17 protein-coding genes are annotated in these 21,348 nt (G+C 36.7%); 13 read left to right on the plus strand and 4 right to left on the minus strand.

Features of this window, described 5'->3' with window-relative positions; all coding sequences use genetic code 11:
* Positions 1 to 7 precede the first annotated feature (7 nt).
* From A5819_RS07235 to ftsY, 8 genes are all read left to right on the plus strand, one after another.
* Positions 8 to 1,786: an oligopeptide ABC transporter substrate-binding protein gene (locus tag A5819_RS07235; RefSeq protein WP_086277965.1), complete on the plus strand. Its 1,779-nt coding sequence runs from the start codon at positions 8 to 10 to the stop codon at positions 1,784 to 1,786.
* A gap of 239 nt (positions 1,787 to 2,025) precedes the next feature.
* Positions 2,026 to 3,222 carry an MFS transporter gene (locus tag A5819_RS07240; protein ID WP_086277967.1) on the plus strand — a complete coding sequence of 399 codons (1,197 nt, stop codon included), beginning with the start codon at positions 2,026 to 2,028 and terminating at the stop codon, positions 3,220 to 3,222.
* Positions 3,223 to 3,351: 129 nt separating this feature from the next.
* The gene (locus A5819_RS07245; protein WP_086277969.1) at positions 3,352 to 3,735 is read left to right on the plus strand and encodes an ASCH domain-containing protein; all 384 of its coding nucleotides are present in this window, start codon (positions 3,352 to 3,354) and stop codon (positions 3,733 to 3,735) included.
* Positions 3,736 to 3,922: 187 nt separating this feature from the next.
* A complete protein-coding gene (gene ndk, locus A5819_RS07250; RefSeq protein ID WP_086277971.1) occupies positions 3,923 to 4,324 on the plus strand; it encodes a nucleoside-diphosphate kinase in 402 nt (133 codons plus the stop codon).
* A gap of 239 nt (positions 4,325 to 4,563) precedes the next feature.
* On the plus strand, positions 4,564 to 5,256 hold the full coding sequence (gene rnc / locus A5819_RS07255) for a ribonuclease III (RefSeq protein WP_010766442.1): 693 nt from the start codon (positions 4,564 to 4,566) through the stop codon (positions 5,254 to 5,256).
* Positions 5,257 to 5,279: 23 nt separating this feature from the next.
* Positions 5,280 to 8,858: a chromosome segregation protein SMC gene (smc, locus tag A5819_RS07260; RefSeq protein WP_086277973.1), complete on the plus strand. Its 3,579-nt coding sequence runs from the start codon at positions 5,280 to 5,282 to the stop codon at positions 8,856 to 8,858.
* A 55-nt stretch (positions 8,859 to 8,913) separates the two neighbouring features.
* Complete coding sequence (locus tag A5819_RS07265) at positions 8,914 to 9,741, plus strand: Cof-type HAD-IIB family hydrolase (protein WP_086277975.1); 828 nt, start codon at positions 8,914 to 8,916, stop codon at positions 9,739 to 9,741.
* Entirely contained in the window at positions 9,742 to 10,977 is a 1,236-nt protein-coding gene (gene ftsY, locus A5819_RS07270; RefSeq protein ID WP_086277978.1) for a signal recognition particle-docking protein FtsY, read from the plus strand.
* 282 nt (positions 10,978 to 11,259) lie between these two features.
* On the opposite strand, the gene A5819_RS07280 is transcribed toward ftsY, so the two are convergent.
* Positions 11,260 to 12,144 (minus strand): YitT family protein, encoded by an 885-nt coding sequence (locus A5819_RS07280; protein ID WP_086277982.1) that lies wholly within the window; start codon positions 12,142 to 12,144, stop codon positions 11,260 to 11,262.
* A gap of 178 nt (positions 12,145 to 12,322) precedes the next feature.
* The gene (locus A5819_RS07285) at positions 12,323 to 12,820 is read right to left on the minus strand and encodes a cysteine hydrolase family protein (protein WP_086277985.1); all 498 of its coding nucleotides are present in this window, start codon (positions 12,818 to 12,820) and stop codon (positions 12,323 to 12,325) included.
* Between the two features lie 225 nt (positions 12,821 to 13,045).
* On the opposite strand from A5819_RS07285, the gene gshAB reads away from it, so the two are divergent.
* From gshAB to A5819_RS07310, 5 genes are all read left to right on the plus strand, one after another.
* The gene (gene gshAB / locus A5819_RS07290; protein ID WP_086277987.1) at positions 13,046 to 15,316 is read left to right on the plus strand and encodes a bifunctional glutamate--cysteine ligase/glutathione synthetase; all 2,271 of its coding nucleotides are present in this window, start codon (positions 13,046 to 13,048) and stop codon (positions 15,314 to 15,316) included.
* A 164-nt stretch (positions 15,317 to 15,480) separates the two neighbouring features.
* A complete protein-coding gene (locus tag A5819_RS07295) occupies positions 15,481 to 16,158 on the plus strand; it encodes a response regulator transcription factor (protein WP_086277990.1) in 678 nt (225 codons plus the stop codon).
* A gap of 5 nt (positions 16,159 to 16,163) precedes the next feature.
* The gene (locus A5819_RS07300) at positions 16,164 to 17,156 is read left to right on the plus strand and encodes a HAMP domain-containing sensor histidine kinase (protein ID WP_086277992.1); all 993 of its coding nucleotides are present in this window, start codon (positions 16,164 to 16,166) and stop codon (positions 17,154 to 17,156) included.
* Positions 17,157 to 17,276: 120 nt separating this feature from the next.
* Positions 17,277 to 18,035 (plus strand): ABC transporter ATP-binding protein, encoded by a 759-nt coding sequence (locus tag A5819_RS07305; RefSeq protein ID WP_086277994.1) that lies wholly within the window; start codon positions 17,277 to 17,279, stop codon positions 18,033 to 18,035.
* A 3-nt stretch (positions 18,036 to 18,038) separates the two neighbouring features.
* Positions 18,039 to 20,045 (plus strand): ABC transporter permease, encoded by a 2,007-nt coding sequence (locus A5819_RS07310; protein ID WP_086277996.1) that lies wholly within the window; start codon positions 18,039 to 18,041, stop codon positions 20,043 to 20,045.
* A 194-nt stretch (positions 20,046 to 20,239) separates the two neighbouring features.
* On the opposite strand, the gene A5819_RS07315 is transcribed toward A5819_RS07310, so the two are convergent.
* Positions 20,240 to 20,647, minus strand: coding sequence for a hypothetical protein (locus tag A5819_RS07315; protein ID WP_086277999.1), 408 nt, complete (start codon positions 20,645 to 20,647; stop codon positions 20,240 to 20,242).
* Between the two features lie 15 nt (positions 20,648 to 20,662).
* Positions 20,663 to 21,109: a YueI family protein gene (locus A5819_RS07320; protein ID WP_086278000.1), complete on the minus strand. Its 447-nt coding sequence runs from the start codon at positions 21,107 to 21,109 to the stop codon at positions 20,663 to 20,665.
* Between the last annotated feature and the right edge of the window lie 239 nt (positions 21,110 to 21,348).

Below are 21,348 nucleotides of genomic sequence, written 5' to 3' on the forward strand. Positions count from 1 at the left end.
AAGTAGTGTGAAGAGCAAAAAACTTTTGGGTTTAATTACATTGACAGCAGTGGTGGCTGTAACATTAGCCGCTTGCGGTGGAGGTAAGAAGTCGGATTCAGGAAACAAGAATGTAGAGACTGAGGATATCAGCAAATTTACTATGAAGGTCAAAAATGACAAAGAGGCAATCAAAGGCGGGACTTTGGAAGTTGCAGTTGCGTCAGATACTCAGTTTAAAGGATTGTTTTCAGAAGTCTATTACCAAGATGCGTATGACAATTATTATATGCGTCCATCTCATGAAGGCTTGTTCTCATATGATGAAGATTTCGTGATTACAGATGACGGGGTTGCTAAATTAGATTTAGATGTTGATAACAAAAAGGCGACAATTACACTCAAAAAAGATGTGAAATGGTCTGACGGAGAACCAGTGACTGCGGATGATTTGATTTATCCTTATGAAGTAATTGGAAATAAAGAGTATACTGGAATTCGTTATGATGATGACTTTATCAACGTTGTAGGAATGGAAGAATACCATGAAGGAAAAGCAGATACTATTTCTGGTATTAAAAAAATAGATGATCAAACGATCGAAGTTACGTATAAGGAAATGAATCCAGGAATGTTGCAATTAAGTGGTGGTGTATACACAAATGCAATGCCTAAACATATCTTTAAAGATATCCCAATCAAAGATCAAGAAAAAAGTGATGCAGTTCGCAAAAATCCAGTGACATTTGGACCATACTATATGAGTAAAATTGTAACTGGTGAATCAGTGGAATATTTACCAAATGAACACTACTACCAAGGAAAACCTAAACTAGATAAAATTGTATTTACAAATGTACCAACAGCATCTATCGTTGAAGCTGTAAAAGCGAAAAAATATGACTTAGTTTACTCAATGCCAACAGATAACTTCCCAACATATAAAGACTCAGAAGGCTATCAAATGTTAGGTCGCGAAGAATTAGCGTACACATATATTGGCTTTAAATTAGGAACATATGACAAAGAAAAAGGCGAATCTGTTATGAACCCAGATGCAAAAATGGCTGATGTAAAATTACGTCAAGCAATGGGTTACGCAATGGATAACGACGCAATTGGTCAAAAATTCTATAACGGTTTACGTACTGGTGCAACAACTTTGATTCCACCGATTTTTAAAACTTTGCATGATACAGATGTAAAAGGATATCAATATGACCTGGATAAAGCGAAGAAAATTTTAGATGATGCTGGTTATAAAGATACAGACGGCGATGGACTTAGAGAAAATCCTAAGGGTGAAAAATTAACGATCAACTTTGCTTCAATGGCAGGTGGCGAAACAGCTCAACCTTTAGCTGATTACTATCTACAACAATGGAAAGAAATTGGTTTGGATGTTAAGTTAGCCACTGGGCGTCTAATTGACTTCCAAGCGTTCTACGATAAAGTAAAAAATGATGATCCAGAAATCGATGTATTCCAAGCGGCGTGGAGTGTAAATAGTGCACCATCTCCAGCAGGTTTATATGGACGTAACGCAGCATTCAACTACTCTCGTTTTGCTTCAGAAGAAAATGATAAATTGTTAAAAGCAATCGATTCAAAAGCTTCATTTGACGATACAAAACGTAAAGAAGCATATGATGCATGGCAAGAATATATGTTTGAACAAGCACCAGTTATTCCAACCTTATATCGTAACGAAATCATGCCAGTTAATGACCGCGTGAAATCATTTACTTGGAACTATGAAGATACTAGAGATTATTATAGTATTGAATTAACATCAGAAAAACGTTAATTTATTGAGCAAAAAGACACTTCCGATATTTCTTGGAAGTGTCTTTTTACTTTGTGAGGTTGAACTAAAGATAACAATATGGAAAAGTGATTATAAAAGTTGGTGTGGAAAACAAAATAACGCTAACGTATACAAAACCAGGAGGAAATCACTTATGAATATTTAAAATACTTCACTTGAGTAAGAACGAAAAAAATGAAGAACGAAATTTTCGTTTCTTCTAAGTGAAGGTGAAAAAAATGAATAAAAATAAAGCGTTCAATAAACTTATTATAGGTCAGATGATTGCCAATATTGGAGATACTATTTATACGATTGCGATGGTTAGCTCTGTATTTACATTAACGAACTCGGCATTAGCAGCTTCTATTGTACCTGTTATCATCACAGGAAGTATGGTTTTATCAGGATTGTTAACACCATTGATTGTTGTAAGAGTATCACTGTCAAAAATTTTACAGATAAGCCAGTTGTGTAAGACATTGATTTTAGCGGGATTAGCGGTTTATTTGCAAGTGGCTATCGAGCATCTTGACTTAACTATTTTGTATGTATTTATCGCAGGGATTGCTTTTTTAGACGGATGTGCTGAACCAGTTAGCACAGCTTTAATTCCTTATTATGTGGAGGAGTATTACTTGATTCGTGCAAATAGTATATTTAGCACGATGCTGCAAGTCGTTAGTATAGGTAGTTGGGCGATTGGTTCATCATTGTTGATTATTTTTTCTGTGACGAATCTTGTGTGGTTGGATGTAGGGTTATTTTTGCTGTCAGCTATTATTTTATGGCTATTGCCACAAGTTGCTAAAGGCGCGGAATCAGAGAAAAATGAATGGGGAAATTTTATTATGGGTTGGCAAGGGATTCGCAAGCGTTCTCTGGTTCGGGTTGTTGTCGGAATGGATATTCTTGAAACCATTGCGAATACAGCTTGGGTTTCAGCGATTGTTTTGGTTTATGTGAAAGAAGTGTTACATGTCTCTGAAAGTTGGTGGGGGTATATAAATGCTACTTATTTTATTGGTGCGATGCTTGGAAGTATTATTGTTATGCGGCATTCAGATTGGATCAATCAACATAAATCGAAAGCTGTGATCGTGGGCTCGTTGTTCGGCGCTATGGTAACCTTTTTAGTGGCTCCAGGATGGAATCCTGTTTTTATTTTGATTTGTTCAGTCTTTGTGGGGATCTTTTCTCAAATCAAAAATATTCCTCAAGCAACCGCTATACAACAAACGATCCCAAAAGACATGCTTGCTCCGATTTATGCTGCAATGAATGTACTTTATACAGGTACATTTGCATTGTCTTCGGTATCGATGGGATTGATTTCAGAGTCCTTTGGTGTGCGAACAGTATTTGGGGTATCGGGAACATTGTTGTTTATAGTAGCAATGATAGCGAAGAAAAAAAGGACATTATTCGATGAGTAATTTCTAATTAAAAGGATTAAATAAGATAAACAATGAAGAAGTTGTTTATGATTTCAGGTGGCTGGGGGCGTAACTCGTATAGTTATGTCCAGGCACCTTTTTTTATACTAAATCAAGGAGGATTATAGAATGAATCAGAAAGTAGTTAAATTTGGCGGAAAGGAAAATGAGCAGGACTATCTTGCACAGCTAGTAGATGAAGGGATAAAAGTTGCAACCTCTTCATTAGTCTATTTACAAGAACTTGGATTAAACGAATCGTCCCAGGTTGGAGATCGATGGCTTACTCAAGATAGTCAAGGCAAACAAGTGTGTGAAGTCGAGGTTGAAGCGGTAAAAATCAATACGTTTGCTTCGATTACAAATGACTTTGCTGTCAAAGAGGGCGATCAAAGTTTCAATAATTGGCATGATATCCATTGGACCTACTACTCAACACTTTTATCAAAGTATGGGAAAAAGCTTACAGACACCACTCAGTTAGAATGTGTATATTTTAAGAAACTTGGCTAATGTTTAGCAGCAATACTCATAACTTTACTTGTTTAGTTGTTTAATATTTAACAAGTGACAAAGGGAAAACTTTTTTTGTCACTTGTACACTAGACAGAATTTTTGAATCGTGATAACCTTCTTGTTAAGCGCTTACAAAAAATGCGCTCCAAATCAAACGATAAACAAGAGCAAGGGGAGAAATCAAATGGAACAAACACTTGTTATTATCAAGCCTGATGGCGTTTCGCGTAAATTAGTTGGAGAAATTCTTCAGCGATTTGAGAAAAAACAACTGAAGCTTAGTCAGTTAAAAGTTGCTAAGATGTCTCGTAAATTAGCAGAAGAACATTATGCACATGTTAAAAAATTTGATTTCTTTGAAGATATGATGACCTACATGACTTCATCAGAAGTAGTTTATCTTGTTTTAGAAGGAACAAGCGTCATCAAAACAGTCCGAAAAATGATTGGGGCAACTAATTGCTTAGAAGCAGAACCCGGTACGATTCGAGGCGATTACGGCGCTAATAGTTATGAAAATATTATCCATGCGTCAGATTCACCAGAAGCAGCAGCGGTTGAAATTAAACGATTTTTTACGGAATAAAATTAAACCAAAAGCGTATCAAGATTCTCTCAGATCTTGAACGCTTTTTGTCTTTTCAAACTAAAAGAATGCGATAAATTCACAATTTATGATAAAAATACCCTAAAATCATTAGGAAACTCTTCAAATACGATGAATTCAGCTGTCATTTTGGGGCAATTACCCCCTAACCATTTAAAAATCACGCAAAAAAAAGTATAATAGAGAAGGTTGTAAATAAACTTAAAGGAATGTAGCAAATGGACAATCAGCTAACTACAGAATTAAAAGAACGTTACGGCATTGTTTTCCATGATGTCAACCTATTAGAACAGGCTTTTACCCATTCATCCTATGTGAATGAGCATCGATACTTAAAACTATCTGACAATGAACGATTAGAATTTTTAGGAGATGCCGTTTTAGAATTATTGGTTTCTCAATATTTGTATAAACAATTTCCAGAGCTGCCAGAAGGCAAACTAACAAAAATGCGGGCGGCGATCGTTCGTGAAGATAGTTTGTCCAAATTTGCGAAAGAATGTCATTTCGATCAATATATTCTTCTTGGCAAAGGCGAAGAAAATTCAGGTGGACGCACACGTCCAGCACTACTTTGTGATTTATTTGAAGCATTTTTAGGTGCTTTGTTCTTAGATCAAAAAGTCGATGCCGTCAAGAAATTCATTGCAGAAGTCATTTTTCCGAAAATCGATGCCGGTGCTTTTTCACATGAGATGGATCATAAAACCCATTTACAAGAAGTATTACAACGACAAGGGGACGTCAACATTGACTACCGTTTAGTCAATGAAGAAGGCCCAGCTCATGACCGAATCTTTTTTGTTGAGGTTTATGTCAACGAAAAAATGATCGGTACAGGTCAGGGGAAATCGAAGAAATTAGCAGAACAGGATGCCGCTGAACGAGCGCTGAAACAAAATCCTGAGTAAGCTTGGAAGGAGCCGTTTTATTCGTGTATTTAAAACGAATTGAGATCGCAGGATTTAAATCCTTTGCGGATCGAACCGTTATAGAGTTTGAAAATGGTGTTACGGCTGTCGTTGGACCTAACGGCAGCGGAAAAAGTAATATCACCGAAGCGATTCGCTGGGTCTTAGGCGAGCAATCTGCTAAAAGTCTTCGTGGTGGTAAGATGCCGGATATTATTTTTGCGGGTTCAGAAGGACGGAAAGCCCTGAATATTGCTGAAGTAACGGTTGTCTTGGATAATAGTGATCATTTCTTACCATTAGACTTTACTGAAATTAGTGTGACACGTCGTTATCGTCGAACAGGCGAAAGTGATTTTTATATCAATAAACAGGCGTGCCGCTTAAAAGACATTCATGATTTATTTATGGATTCTGGGTTGGGCAAAGAATCATTTTCCATTATTTCTCAAGGGAAAGTCGAAGCTATTTTTAATAGTAAACCAGAAGATCGTCGTGGTATTTTTGAAGAAGCGGCCGGTGTCTTGAAGTACAAGCAACGCAAGAAAAAGGCAGAACAAAAACTATTTGAAACAGAAGATAATTTAAGTCGTGTGCAGGATATCATCTATGAATTAGAAGATCAATTGACTCCTTTAGCTGCACAAAGTGAAGCAGCCAAGGAGTTTTTGAAACTTAAAGAAAGTTTGACGGAGATTGACGTTAGTTTGACTGTAACAGAAATCGAAACAGCCAAAGAAGTTTGGGAAATCAAAGCAGCTGAACTGACTACGATCGAAGAAAAATTACAGATAGCCAGCAAAAAAATCCATGATTCAGAAGATGAACTTTTCCAACTACGTGGTAAACGAAACAAATTGGATGAGCAAATCGAAACAGAACAGCAACAACTATTACAAATCACAGAAGCATTAAAACAAACCGAAGGACAAAAAAATGTTTTAGTCGAACGGTCAAAACATACAATGCAAACGACGAGTGAATACCAACAATCGTTAGCAGAGAATGCTGAAAAAATTACTCGTTATCGTGAAGAAGTTCAAGACTTACAAGCGAAAGTAACAGAGAAAAAAGCGCAACGTGAATCACTCGTTGAAGCAATCAAAGCATCAGAATTAGAAGTTGAAAAATACAGCAAGTCTTCAAAAGAATTATTGGAAGAATTAAGAAGCCAATATGTTGAAGTCATGCAGGAACAAGCAAATACGGCAAACGATCTTAAATATTTAGAACGTCAATACCAACAAGAAACAGCTAAAAATCAACAATCGATACAAAAGCATGAAGCTTTAGAAGAACAAATGGCAGATGCCTTAACTGAGAAGGAACAACTAGAAACAAGCGTCGCTGCCTCTGAACAATCCTTAATGGATCAAAGAGAACAATATATGCAGCTAAAACAACAATTGGATCAAAAGCAAGGACAGTTAGCGGTAAAGCAAAAACAAATGTACCAAACTATGAACCAAGTACAGCAAGCGAAAGCTCGCCAAAAAAGTCTGCAAGAAATCCAAGAGAATTATTCAGGGTTTTATCAAGGGGTTCGAGCAGTCTTAAAACATAAAGAGCAATTAACTGGAATTGTTGGAGCAGTGGCTGAACTGATCGATGTACCAAAAGAGTATACTTTGGCGATTGAAACAGCTTTAGGCGGCGCAGCCCAACATGTCGTTGTAGAAACTGAAAAAGATGGTCGAGCTGGAATCACGTTCTTAAAACAACAACACAGCGGCCGAGCAACATTCTTACCTTTGACCACAATTAAACCGAGAAATGTTTCTAGTGCCGTCCGTGACCGTGTTCGTACTATTTCAGGATTTCTAGGTGTTGCTAGTGAATTAGTCCACTTTTCAGATGACGTCAGCAATGTAATCCAAAATCTTTTAGGTGTGACGTTACTAGCAGAGTCCTTGGAAAGCGCCAATCAATTAGCAAAAGCGGTTAACTACCAATATCGTGTTGTTTCATTAGATGGCGATGTCATGAACTCTGGTGGTTCAATGACAGGTGGTGCCAATAAACGAGGCAATCAAGGTAGCTTATTTTCTCAAACCCAAGAACTACAAACGTTGACTGAACAAATGGAGCGTGTCGAAAAACAATTAACGCTCAACGAAAAAGAGGTCCAAAAACTAACAGACGAAGTCAAAGAACTAAATGAAAAACTGGAACAATTACGTTCGACTGGTGAGACAAGCCGTTTAAAACAACAAGAATTACAAAACAAACTAGCGAATCAAGAAGAAAACATCACTCGTTTGACAAAAGAACAACGTCTGTTTGAATTTGAAGCTCGTGAATTACATCAATTCTTAACGGAATATCAAACCAGAAAAGAAGAACTAACCCAAAAACAGCAAGAACTGAACGAAACCAAAGACCGTTTGGATCGTGAAATGAAGCAAGTGGATCAAGAAGCCAGCCAAATGGAAACCTTGCGAGCAGAGGCCTTTGAACACTTCAATCAAGTACAAGCAGATCAAGCTGTTGCAGTTGAACAATTGGCTCATTTAACCGAGCAAGCAGCAGAAAAACAAAGCCAACTAGATGAATTGTTAGCAAGAGAAACTGCGTTGCGTCAGCAATTACAACAATTGAATGACAACTCAACGGATCATCAAGTGACAGAAGAAAGTTTGGCTGTTCAATTAGAACAACTAGCAGAGAAAAAAGCACAACTGCAAACAAGCATTCAAGAAGCCAAAAACGCTCGTCAGCAATTACAAGAGCAAGTGGATCAAATCGATACTGGTTTAGCGGAAGAAAATAAACAGCAACAACATTTATTAACAGAACAAACGAAAATCGAAGTTGAAAAAAATCGGGCAGAAATCAAATTGGACAATTCCTTACAATACTTACAAGAAGAATACAGTTTGACCTTTGAACGTGCCAATGAAGATTATGAACTAACAATCGACAAAGAGCAGGCGAAAATCGAAGTTAAACGCTTAAAACGAGATATCGAGCGCCTAGGTCCAGTCAATCTCAACGCGATTGAACAATACGAACAAGTCAATGAACGACATGAGTTTTTAGTCTCTCAACGTGATGATCTATTAGATGCTAAGGAACAATTATTTGAGACAATGGGAGAAATGGACGAAGAAGTCAAGGCTCGTTTTAGTGAAGTTTTTGAAGCGATTCGAGCTCAATTTAAAGTCGTATTTCCTAACATGTTCGGTGGTGGTCGAGCTGAGTTGATTTTAACCAACCCAGAGGATCTATTGAATACTGGGGTAGAAATCGAAGCACAACCTCCAGGTAAAAAACTACAGAACTTAAGCTTACTTTCTGGTGGTGAACGAGCATTAACGGCAATTGCGTTATTGTTCTCGATCATTCGAGTTAGACCTGTTCCGTTTTGTGTTTTGGACGAGGTTGAGGCAGCATTAGATGATGCCAACGTCTCTCGTTTTGGTCATTATTTAAGTGAGTTTGAAGATGATACGCAATTTATTGTGGTAACACACCGTAAAGGAACGATGGAAGCAGCAGACGTCTTGTATGGTGTCACGATGCAAGAATCGGGTGTATCGAAAATCGTATCTGTTCGTTTAGAAGAAGTAAAAGAGGGCGGTGCGATCGTCGCTGAAAGCTAATGATAATGCCGTTAGCTTCATAGGCAAGCTCCAACTGAAAAAAGGAGGAATCGGGTTGATTAAATTAGTCGCTATCGATTTAGATGGTACACTTTTAGATAGTAACAAGCAGATCTCTACAAGAAACAAAGCGGCTTTAGCGCAAGCAAAAGCACAAGGCGTTAAAATTGTTATTTGTACAGGTCGACCGTTGGCTGCAATTGAACTATATTTAGAAACATTAGGGCTACGTGATAATGGTGATTACAGTATTACCTTTAATGGTGGCTTAGTTCAAAAAAATGATACTGGTGAAATCATCGAAAAAGCATTGATGCCATTAGAAGATGTGCATGACTTATATCAATTAGCTACCTCATTGAATGTACCGTTGGATATTTTATCTGATGGACTTGTGATGCAACTACCTGCTTCACAAGAGCACATTTCTTTGTACAGCCAATTAAATAATCTGTTGACGTTTGAATCCTATGAATTAGCTCAACTTACAGCAGGTCAGATTTTTAACAAAGCAGTTGTGGCAATCGATGAAACATATTTAGATGAACAAATTCAAAAAATACCTGCACCATTTTACGAACGCTATGAAATCATCAAAACGAGAAGTAATCTACTAGAATTTATGCCAAAAGGAATTACCAAAGCCTATGGTATTTCGCTATTAGCTAGAGATTTAGGAATCAAACAAGAAGAGATCATGACAATCGGTGATGAGGAAAATGACTTACCGATGATCGAATATGCAGGACTTGGTGTGGCAATGGAAAATGCTGTCGCGAAAGTTAAAGACATGGCAGACGTGATCACAGATACCAATGATAATGATGGTGTGGCACAAGCTGTAGAGAAATTTGTATTAGAACCATTGAAAGGAGGGAATTAAATGGGATTTTTCGATAAAATAAAAAAAGCGTTTATGAACGAAAAAGAAACACCGCCTGCTGAAATCAAAACAGAGGAAGAGGTTATTGAATCCGTTCAAGAAGAAGTGATTCCGGAAGAACAACAAACAACAGCTGAAATCTTGGAGCAAGTACAACCAGATTCTCTTGAAACAACAGAAGAACCTGAAAAAGCAATAGAACCTGAAATCGATCCTCTGATTACTATTGATCCAGCTACCCAAGCTGAAGAACTAGTTGATCCTGAAATCATTGAGGAACAAAAAGAAGAGCTCGTTGTTCAAGAAAAATATGAAAAAGGATTAGAAAAAACACGTAAAACGTTCGGTGAACGTCTGAATGAATTGTTCGCCAATTTCCGTTCAGTAGATGAAGACTTTTTCGAAGAATTAGAAGAAACCTTGATTGGTGCGGATGTAGGCTTTGATACAGCCATAAAAATTACTGAATCTTTACGTCAAGAAGTCAAACTACGTAACGTGAAAAAGCCAGCAGCAGTTCAAAATACAATTATTGAAAAAATGGTTGATTTATACGAAGCAGAAGGCATTGAAGAAAATAACGCGCTGAATATTCAATCAAACGGATTAACTGTCATGCTATTTGTTGGTGTAAATGGTGTTGGAAAAACAACTAGCATCGGAAAATTAGCACATGAGTTTAAACGAGATGGCAAAAAGGTCTTGCTAGCTGCTGCAGATACGTTTAGGGCAGGAGCGATCGATCAATTAGTTGTTTGGGGCGAACGTGCAGGTGTTGAGGTTGTTCGAGGCAATGCAGGAGGAGATCCAGCAGCTGTTGTTTTTGATGCAGTAGAACGTGCTAAAGTTGAAAACGCAGATATTTTGTTGGTAGACACAGCTGGCCGTTTACAAAATAAGGTCAATTTGATGAATGAGTTGGAAAAAATTAAACGTGTAATCCAACGCGAATTACCAGATGCACCGCATGAAGTATTACTTGTAGTGGATGCAACAACAGGCCAAAATGCTATGTCACAAGCCAAACAATTTAAAGAAACGACCGATGTCACGGGCTTAGTTTTAACGAAATTAGATGGTACAGCAAAAGGCGGGATCGTTTTAGCAATCCGTAATGAGCTGCATTTACCAGTAAAATTAGTTGGACTAGGTGAGGGAATTGATGATTTAGAACCATTCGATGCGAATGATTTTGCGATTGGTTTGTTTAAAGGATTATTAAAGATTGAAGATTAGACACTAGATATGTTATGTGGTTTATAAGAAAAATAGTTTTTGAATACGTCAGTAAGACGATTGTTCAAAAACTATTTTTTTAATACAAGTATCTATAGAGTTTGTAATTAACGACTTTAAAATGTCTGTCTATTTTTACTGTAATATTCAAATGGCTCAAACTTATTCTTTTTTCTTCCGACAAGCATTTCTGCCAAAGGGAATTTATTGAAATTGGCAATCGTATGAAAAATTATTTTCCTAATTTGTTCGAGGTCTAAACAGTTCATTCCACTTTTCAGTTTACAAATTATTTGTTTCAATCCCGTAATCTTCCGCTATTTTCTTCAAGCTAAACCCGCGACCAAAAACTTCACTGGCATTCATCGACACCACAAAGGCTTCTTCGTCAATAGCTAAGACACTTTCTTTAATTCTAGAGAAATCTTTTTCACTCACGACAGTCATCATTAACATACTCGGATTTTTTTGGTACCCACCTTCGATAGGGATCATTGTCAAGCCTTTGTCCATCTCGACCAAAATTTTCTCTTTGATTTCTGCGTATTTTGGTGAGATGATCATCACATTTTTCGAACGAACAAAACCAACTTGTACCATATCTACCACACGTCCAATAAGGTATAAGCAAATCAGAGAAAATAGGACGGTATCTGTATTAAAAACAAATAGTGCAGATAAAATCACGATGCCATCAACAAACAAAATCGAAACACCTAATGAAATTTTAAAATACTTATTAACGATTTGTGAAATGATTGCAGTTCCCCCAGTTGAGGCATTTCCACGAAATTCTAAACCTAAACCGATACCAGTCAAGATACCGCCAAAAATCGTCGCTAGAAAGATATTATGAGTCAATACCGGTAAATGAGTTGTGATTCCGACAAAGAAAGGGTAAATCAAACTACCGTAAATCGTTTTGATCCCAACCTCTTTTCCAAGTAATAAAAAGCAAAGAACTAATAATGGCAAATTGATCGCATATAAAACGATGGCTGGATTAAGACCAAAAAGATAGTTGATTACAACACTAATTCCGTTGGCACCACCTGCGACGATTTTATTCGGTAATAACACTGAATTGATTGAGATTGCTAAAATAAGTGAACCAATCGTCACATATAACGTATCTTGAATTTGTTGTTTTGTAAATTTCATTTCTATTTACTTCCTCCGTTTCTAAAAATGTGAGATATCATTACTGAATGATAAATAAATGCACAAAATAATATCCCTTAGTCATACTATCATGAAAGACTAAAAGATATCATGAGATATTTTTAATTTTTTATTCGCTGAGTATGGTAAAATCATAGAGAATAGAAAAACAGAACCTATTTAATCAAATAAAGGTTAAAAAACGTTTGTCCCATAAATTTTCATGATGCTGGATAATGCTTTGTGCACCTAAAAGATCGTTATTGAAGGTGGTACTTAGACCTCGTTTCATGAAACAAGTATATCCTAAACCATGTGCCATACGAATCGTAGTATCAACGCAATATTCTGTTTGTGCGCCACAAAATTCAAGTTCAGAGACGGATAAGGAATCTAACAGCTCTTTTAGATTTGTTTGGTAAAAAGAGTTGGCATGTGTTTTTCCAACATAGAAGTCTTCTGTTTGAGCATCTAGTTGCGTAAATAATTGCCAATCCTGACTACCGGCGACTATTTCAGCATCCTCATGCTGAATAAATATAATCGGTAGGTGATTAGTTCGGTAATCTGCAATACGCTGGTTTACACCAGAGAGTACATCAGTTAGCTGGAACAAGCCTGTTCCAACAGTTTCTAGACCATTTTGAAGATCGATAACAATCAAGGCTTTATTAGGATGCATAATGTTCTCCTCTGAGTTGACTTATTTTTCTTTAGTATACAATGAAGTTGTATGGCTGAAAAGGATATGAGGGAATAATGGAGTATGGACAGGTCGAGATATTTTTACCCAATTAAGGAAGTTTAGTTCCTTTTTGACAAAATTTAAGCTAAAATATTCTTTTTGCTGCCCTTTTTCTATATAATGGTGAGTAATGGAATAATAACGGGGAAGAAAGGCGACAGTATGAAATTTAAAGAGTTGTTACAACAAAAAAGCGTTCGTCCATATGTTATGGCCGCACGATTTGGCTTAGAAAAAGAAAGCCAGCGCACAACGTTTGATGGTCAATTAGCAACGACGGATCACCCAAAAGTATTAGGGAATCGTTCCTACCATCCATATATTCAAACAGATTTTAGTGAGTCACAGATGGAATTGATTACACCTGTGGCAAATTCTATTCATGAAATGTTGCGTTATCTAGCTGCAATTCATGATGTAGCATTACGTTCGATGAATAAACATGAAATGCTTTGGCCGCTAAGTATGCCGCCAAAATTACCGCTAAAAGATGAAGATATAAAGATCGCTAAACTGGATCAGTTTGAAGGGATTCTTTATCGTCGTTATTTAGCAAGAGAATACGGCAAACGCAAGCAAATGGTTAGTGGTATCCATTTTAATTTTGAATATGATATCGAATTAGTTCAACTGCTTTTTTCAGAGCAATCAGAATACGAAACGATCGAAGAATTTAAAAATATTCTTTATATGAAAGTTTCACGTAATTATTTACGTTATCGCTGGCTGATCACGTACCTATTTGGTGCTTCGCCAGTTAGTGAAGAAGGCTATTTTACAGAACGAGAAGAGCGTCCGAAAGGGCCTGTAAGAAGTTTACGCAATAGTTCGTTTGGCTATAAAAATAATGAAGATGTCAAAGTATCGTATGAATCATTGCAACAATACATCAACGATATTCACCGAATGGTTGAAAATGGCATTTTATCTGAAGAAAAAGAATTCTATTCTGCTGTTAGATTACGTGGTGGTAAACAGATGGCTGATTTACCGAAAACAGGGATTCGCTATATTGAATTAAGGAATCTCGATTTAAATCCATTTGCTCCATTAGGTGTAGACGAAGAAACACTCGAATTCATTCACTTATTTATGCTGTATTTATTATGGACAGATGAAAAAGAAGCGCCGAATGATTGGGTAGCTACAGGAGATTTCTTGAATGAACAAGTGGCATTGGGGCATCCATTCGCTCAAGTAAAACTTTTGGCAGAAGGTGACCGTATTTTTGCTGAAATGGATGAAATGATCGAAGCGTTGGGACTGTTTAGAACGAAGAAATCATTAGAGATTCATCGAGCACAGCTAAGAACACCTGATTTAACGATTGCTGGAAAAATGTGGACGATCATTGAAAGTAATTCTAATCATGAATTGGGGATTATTTTTGGGAAAGAATACCAAGGTATGGCTTTTGAACGTCCTTATCAACTGGCCGGCTTTAGAAATATGGAGCTATCCACTCAACTATTTTTATTTGATATTATTCAAAAAGGTGTGGAAGTTGAACTATTAGATGAACAGGAACAATTTTTAAAACTTAAGCACAAAGATCATATCGAATATGTTAAAAATGCGAATATGACCAGTAAAGATAGCTACATCGTACCATTGATCATGGAGAATAAAACGGTGACTAAAAAAGTCTTAGCCGAAGCTGGTTTCACAGTGCCAGCTGGAGATGAGTTTGATACGGTCGAGAGAGCTGAACAAGCTTATATCAAATATTCAGAAAAAGCCTTTGTGATTAAACCAAAAACAACGAATTATGGTCTAGGGATCACGATTTTTAAAGAAGGAGCATCTCTAGCTGACTTTACAGAAGCGTTGAAGTTAGCATTTAAAGAGGATTCTGCTGTTTTGATCGAAGAGTTCTTGCCGGGAACAGAGTATCGTTTCTTTGTTTTAGATGACCAAGTGCGAGCAATCATGTTGCGTGTACCTGCTAATGTTGTAGGCGACGGAGTTCGTTCCGTTGAAGCATTGGTGGCGGAAAAAAATCTTGACCCATTAAGAGGAACCCATCATCGTTCACCATTAGAGTTGATTCAATTAGGGGATGTAGAACGCTTGATGTTAAAAGAGCAAAACCTGTTAACGACCTCTGTTCCAGAAAAAGATCAAATTGTTTACCTAAGAGAAAATTCTAACGTCAGCACAGGCGGTGATTCGATCGATGTGACAGATGATTTTGATGAAAGCTATAAGCAGATTGCTGTGGAAGCCGTGAAAACATTAGGTGCAAAAATTTGCGGAATCGATTTGATCGTTCCAGACAAATCGATCACAGGAACTAAAAATAGCCGAACCTATGGGATTATAGAAGCTAATTTTAATCCAGCAATGCATATGCATGCTTATCCACACTCAGGTAAAGGACGCCATTTAACGATGGATGTACTCGAAATGCTTTATCCAGAAGTGTTTAGATAATAGGAAGGAAAATGAGTCCCCCTAAAGTTAGCGTACACTAACTTAGGAGGGCTCATTATTTTGTCTGACGCCTTTATTTTTTATTGAAAAAATAAATTGACAAATCGGTGATTGATTCCCAAAATAAAAGGAAAAGCTTTAAAGCTGAAACACTGGAGGGTAAAATGAAAAAAATTTACATAGTAGAAGATGATAGACAAATTACGCAAACCGTTGCTACGTTTCTGAAAAAATGGTCCCTTGATGTTCAAGCAGCCACTGATTTCCAAAATGTAGCAGAAGCTATTTTACAGTATCAACCAGATTTAGTTCTGATGGATATCTCTTTGCCTTTATATAATGGGTTTCATTGGTGTAGTGAGCTAAGAAAACAGTCAGATGTACCGATTGTTTTCTTGTCCTCAGCGAATGATAATATGAATATTTTAATGGCGATGAATATGGGAGCAGATGATTTTATTGCCAAACCCTTCGATTTACAAATCCTAGTTGCAAAAATTCAAGCGATCTTACGCCGAAGTGAAATGTTACCGACGAATCATAGGTTGAACTATCAAGGCTTTACGCTGGATTTAGAAGCGTTTGAAGTAGTCTTGAAAGAACAAGCCGTGGCATTAACCATCAATGAATCAAAGATCTTAGGGATGCTTTTTCAACAACCAGAAAAATTGATTCCAAAAGAAAAAATCATGGAAAAACTGTGGGAAAGCGAAGAATTTATCGATGCAAATACGTTGTCAGTCAATATGACGCGCCTGCGAAAAAAAGTAGCTGAAATTGGACTAGATAAACAAATATATACAGAAAAAGGTAAGGGGTATCGTTTAGGAAAAGGAGTGTAAGGTGGATGAAGGTATTTTTTCGTTATTTACTAGATAAGCGTTTTGCGATCATAACTTATGTCGGAATCGTCGGATTGTTTGCTATGACCTTTTTTCTCTATGAGATTCCTTTTATTGTTTATTCAGATGCAATCCTTTTTTCAGGATTGTTGATTTTTAGCGTAATAAGTATTCAATTTAGTCTATATTTCAGAAAACATCGACAGTTGCAAGAAGGGATTCAAGCCCCCAGATTATATCCTTCCCAGAAAAAAAATAGTCGTTCTTTATTGGAAGCAGAATATGAACAACTGCTGACTGGGTTAGAAAAAGAGTATCGAACAGAAATTGGTTCCCTTGAGGCAGCTAATCAGCAATTAATGGATTATTACAGTATGTGGAGCCATCAAATCAAAACGCCGATCGCTGTATTAAATTTAAAAATGCAAGAAAATGAATTGGACCAAGATATTTTGAAGCAGGAATTATTTAAAGTGGATCAGTATTTGAACATGATGCTGCAGTATTTACGAATGAACCATACAGAAACTGATTTTGTTTTTGAAGAAATCGATTTGGATTTGCTTGTTAAAGAGACTGTAAAAAAATATGCGGTCTTTTTTATTCATAAAAATCTTTCATTTTCATTGACGCCGACAAACACAAAAATTATCAGTGATAAAAAATGGTTGCAGTTTGTCTTGGAACAAGTGATGTTTAATGCAATCAAATATACAAATCAAGGAGGAATCAAGGTTTACCTGGATAGCGTAAACCAACTTGAATTGGTCATTGAAGATTCTGGTATTGGTATTTTGCCAGAAGATGCTAGTAGAGTATTTGAACGTGGCTATACAGGCTTTAACGGAAGAACGTATCAAAAAGCATCTGGTTTAGGACTATTTATGTGCAAAGAAATTTTGACTAAATTAGGCCATCAAATCTATCTTACCTCAGAAGTAGGGCGCGGCACGAAGGTCAAACTAAAACTCACTCAAAACGTTTTTGAACTTGAATAGTCGATAGTTTATATTTGATCCTTACCTCATTGTAAGGATGGCAGGCGAAGTGTAAGTGTTCTTTGGCTGCTTTTTTCTTTATAGTGAGTATATAGATTTTTATAGACAGGAGCGAATGTAATGGCGATGTTAGAAGTCAATCATATTCAAAAGATTTACCAAACAAGGTTTAGCGGAAATCAAGTAACGGCCTTAAAAGATGTTTCTTTTCAAGTGGAAGAAGGGGAATATATCGCAATTATGGGAGAATCTGGTTCGGGTAAAAGTACTTTATTGAATACTTTAGCAACCTTGGATATGCCGACAAATGGAACCGTGTTGCTAAATGGAAAAAATATTACAGAGATACCAGAGGGGAAATTAGCCGCATTTCGCCGTGAGAACTTGGGTTTTGTATTCCAGGATTTTAATTTACTGGATAATTTTTCCGTTAAAGACAATATATTTCTACCATTAGTGTTGTCTAAAATCGATATAGCTGAAATGACTAAGCGAATAACGCCATTAGCTAAAACATTAGGGATCGACCAATTGTTGGAAAAATACCCATATGAGATTTCAGGCGGACAAAAACAACGAGTAGCTGCCGCCCGAGCACTCATCACAAGACCGCAATTAGTTTTGGCGGATGAACCGACGGGGGCTTTAGATTCAAGAAGTTCTGAAAATTTACTACAATTATTTCAAGAAGTCAACCAACAAAACCAAACGATCATAATGGTTACTCATAGTGCGATTGCAGCTAGTCATGCGAATCGGATTTTATTCATTAAAGATGGCCAAGTTTTTCATCAACTGTATAAAGGTCAAAAAACACACGATGAATTGTTGAGTGATATTTCAAAAACAATGACGACCTTGTTGACGAAAGGGGTCTAAAGTATGTTATATCTACGTTTGGCTTACAGTAACATCAAGAAAAATCATGCAGGGTATGTTCCCTTTTGTTTAGCAACGATCTTTACAGTGATTTTGAACATGGTCATGCAGATCATGAGTAATAATCAAGGTCTAGATACGCTAAAAGGAGCTTCCTCACTTAAAGTGATGTTTGGTTTAGGTGGTAAGATCATTATGATTTTTACCATTATTTTTACGTTTTATACCCACAGCTTTTTGATGAAGCGACGTAAAAAGGAACTAGGTCTATACAATATTTTAGGGATGGATAAGAAAAACTTAACTGTGATGATGTTGATTGAAAATCTGATGACATTATTCGTTACGTTAACTGTCGGATTACTTTCAGGTGCGGTAGTATCTAAACTAATGTTTCTCGTTTTGAAGCGTTTGACAGGTTTTGGAGATGGTTTTGTTTATGAATTTTCTGTAGCATCGTTAGGACAGGTTTCATTACTATTTTTAGGGATTTTTATGGGCACATTTTTATATGATACTTGGGAAGTCAGGAAGACGAAACCAATCGAGCTATTGGGACAAGCGAGTTCGGGAGAAAAAGAACCTAAGTCAAAATGGTTGTTTACTCTAGTAGGAATTGTTTGTCTAAGCGCTGGGTATGGTATTTCATTAACAATCGATTCACCAGTAAAGGCCTTGACTCAATTTTTTATTGCTGTCATTTTGGTGATTATCGGAACATATAGTATTTTTATCGCAGGAAGCGTCACACTATTGAAACTGTTGAAAAAAAATAAACAATTCTACTATCGACCGAATAATTTCATCTCGATTTCCAGTATGATTTTTCGAATGAAACAAAATGGGGCAGGACTCGCAACGATTTCCGTTTTATGTACGATGGCATTAGTAACGATCTCATCCACTGTTTGTTTGTATATCGGACAGGAGAAAATCATTCAAAGTAGAAATCCATTTGAAAATTCTGTAGAGGTTGCTTTGCCAATGGCAGAAACGAAACAAACTATAAACGATGTAGTAAAAGATCAAGGGTCAGCACTTGACGAAGTCAATTATGCTACGCTTTCAAGTCCTCTGATCACGCTGAAAGAAAACGACGATTCGTTTACCCAATTAAAAGAAGCCTTTTCAAATTATAGTAATATTGTTGGAATTCGCTTCATATCGTTAAGTGAGTATAATCGTATTGAAAGGGAAAAGCTGACTTTAGCAAATAATGAGGTCTATGTTTACCCTGTTTCTGGTGAGTATAAGGAAAAAAGAATCACTATTGGCACGCAGGTATTTGAAGTGAAAGATACACTTAAACAGTTTATATTTGCACCGAAAGAAGAAGATGGGGTTTTAGGCTCTCTGATTCTGGTGATTCCTGATAAAGTGGCGAGTACAGCATTTTTCGAAGGAATAGCTGAGGACTTCAAAGAATCAGTCTTTCCGTTTACGCCAACCCCTGTTTCAATTGTCAGCTTCGAATTAGCAGGCTCTATAACCAAAAGAATGGAAATTGCAGATAGATTGCAGGAAAGATTTCAAGCAATCACAGCCGTGAGCGGGAGTGAAGAAGTAGAACGTTCGTTGACAGTGACCTCGATCGATAAAGATCGGGAAGAAATGCGGTTATTATATGGCGGCTTTTTCTTCTTAGGGATTATCTTTGGAATAAGCTTTTTAATGGCTACAACCTTGATCATTTACTACAAACAAGTTTCAGAAGGTAGTGACGATCGAGAACGATTTATCATTATGCAAAAAGTTGGCTTGAGTCATAAAGAAGTGAAAAAAACGATTCAGCAACAAATTTTACTAGTATTCTTTTTACCGATCATTGTTGCAGTGATCCACTTAAGTTTTGCTTTTCCGATCATAAGAAAATTAATGACATTGTTTGAACTGAACAATTCTTATTTATTGATCATAACAACGATCATATGTGTGCTGATTTTTTCTTTGGCTTATTTTGTCATTTATTGGCGTACGTCAAAAGTATATTATCAGTTAGTCGAGAGATGAAAAGAGGATGGGACAGAAGTGTTTAACCCCGAGAACCAAGTAGGTACTGTGTAACGTCAGCTCGTACCTCGCTGTGTTTTACAGCAATAAGAAGGGGTTGCTTCTGTTTCTACCGTTTATTCGTATTTAGGGTGTGAAACAAAAGTGAGTTTTACTTTTGACCCACACCCTTATTTTTTATGATGACACTATTTTTAATAGTCCAATTCCTTAATCAAAATGGTCTGCTTCGTCTCCTCAATAGCCAATCCAGTCTTCTCTTCCCACCATTGCTTCATTTCACGTTCATATGTTGTCGGAAATACTTCAACGACCTCTTTCATCGTCTTCCCTTGCAACCGAGCATATGGATAATTCAAAATCAAATTATACTTAAGTTCTGTCAACAAACTATAATATTGAAACATCATATAATTCAACGCTTCATTATCCTGTCCTAGCAGTACTTTAGGCGATCGGTCCAACATAAAACCAAAGCTACGCATCATAAACGTAAAAGCATCCATATGATCCACTTCGATTTGTTCTACTTCACGCAACAATTTAATATGAGCATTTAATGCGTCAGCTAAATCTTGTTTCAATAAATCTGGGTTTACCATCATAGTTCCTCCTATTTAATGAAATAATTTATGCCAGAACCCTTTTTTAGGTTGTTCTGTTGCCTCTGTTGAAGTCTGCTTAGGATATTTTTGTTCAATATCGATTGTTTCTTCATTAACCGCTTCATTTGAAGTTAAAACTAACCCCAAAGCATTAGGTGTATTTTCAACAAAATCATTGACCACTGTAAATTTTGTTTGTCGCTCATTGATCAATTTAATATAAGCAGACTGTAAATCGCTAGCCATTGCACCATTTAAAAGAACGGTAGCGTCGGGGTGTTGTGCTAGCTCTTTCAAAAAATTCGCTTTGTCTTCTGTCTTTTTCATCTGCTCAATTGTCATCGTGAGATAACATCTTTCACGGAAAGTACCCATATACTTGCGCTGTTCCTCGGGTTTCAGCAACGGGGTGCCATACATTGCATTGTCTAAATGTTTCTGTAAGTCATCTTGTGCCATTAATTATCTAACCTGCTTCCATATAGTCTTACTTCAAATTATAGCATAGATCAAGGTTGAAACGTTTGGAGAAGTTAAAAATCGGCTCTAATTGAGAATGGATAAAAGCTAAAAAAGTATTGCTTTTATCACGAATTTCGCATAGACTAATAAGTAAGAATGAAAATCATTCTCAATTAGAAAAGCCGAACAGGCTCGTTCAGCTCTGACAGAAAAATAGGAAAACAGGATTGTGTCGT

The organism is Enterococcus sp. 7E2_DIV0204, assembly GCF_002140855.1.
GTDB lineage: Bacteria > Bacillota > Bacilli > Lactobacillales > Enterococcaceae > Enterococcus_L > Enterococcus_L lemimoniae.

Coding starts and splice junctions, on each gene's coding strand:
- ftsY (WP_086277978.1), top strand. CDS start 9,742: ATGGGATTTTTCGATAAAATAAAAAAAGCGTTTATGAACGAAAAAGAA.
- A5819_RS07245 (WP_086277969.1), top strand. CDS start 3,352: ATGAATCAGAAAGTAGTTAAATTTGGCGGAAAGGAAAATGAGCAGGAC.
- A5819_RS07300 (WP_086277992.1), top strand. CDS start 16,164: ATGAAGGTATTTTTTCGTTATTTACTAGATAAGCGTTTTGCGATCATA.
- A5819_RS07320 (WP_086278000.1), bottom strand. CDS start 21,109: ATGGCACAAGATGACTTACAGAAACATTTAGACAATGCAATGTATGGC.
- A5819_RS07315 (WP_086277999.1), bottom strand. CDS start 20,647: ATGGTAAACCCAGATTTATTGAAACAAGATTTAGCTGACGCATTAAAT.
- rnc (WP_010766442.1), top strand. CDS start 4,564: ATGGACAATCAGCTAACTACAGAATTAAAAGAACGTTACGGCATTGTT.
- gshAB (WP_086277987.1), top strand. CDS start 13,046: ATGAAATTTAAAGAGTTGTTACAACAAAAAAGCGTTCGTCCATATGTT.
- A5819_RS07310 (WP_086277996.1), top strand. CDS start 18,039: ATGTTATATCTACGTTTGGCTTACAGTAACATCAAGAAAAATCATGCA.
- A5819_RS07305 (WP_086277994.1), top strand. CDS start 17,277: ATGGCGATGTTAGAAGTCAATCATATTCAAAAGATTTACCAAACAAGG.
- A5819_RS07295 (WP_086277990.1), top strand. CDS start 15,481: ATGAAAAAAATTTACATAGTAGAAGATGATAGACAAATTACGCAAACC.
- ndk (WP_086277971.1), top strand. CDS start 3,923: ATGGAACAAACACTTGTTATTATCAAGCCTGATGGCGTTTCGCGTAAA.
- A5819_RS07240 (WP_086277967.1), top strand. CDS start 2,026: ATGAATAAAAATAAAGCGTTCAATAAACTTATTATAGGTCAGATGATT.
- A5819_RS07285 (WP_086277985.1), bottom strand. CDS start 12,820: ATGCATCCTAATAAAGCCTTGATTGTTATCGATCTTCAAAATGGTCTA.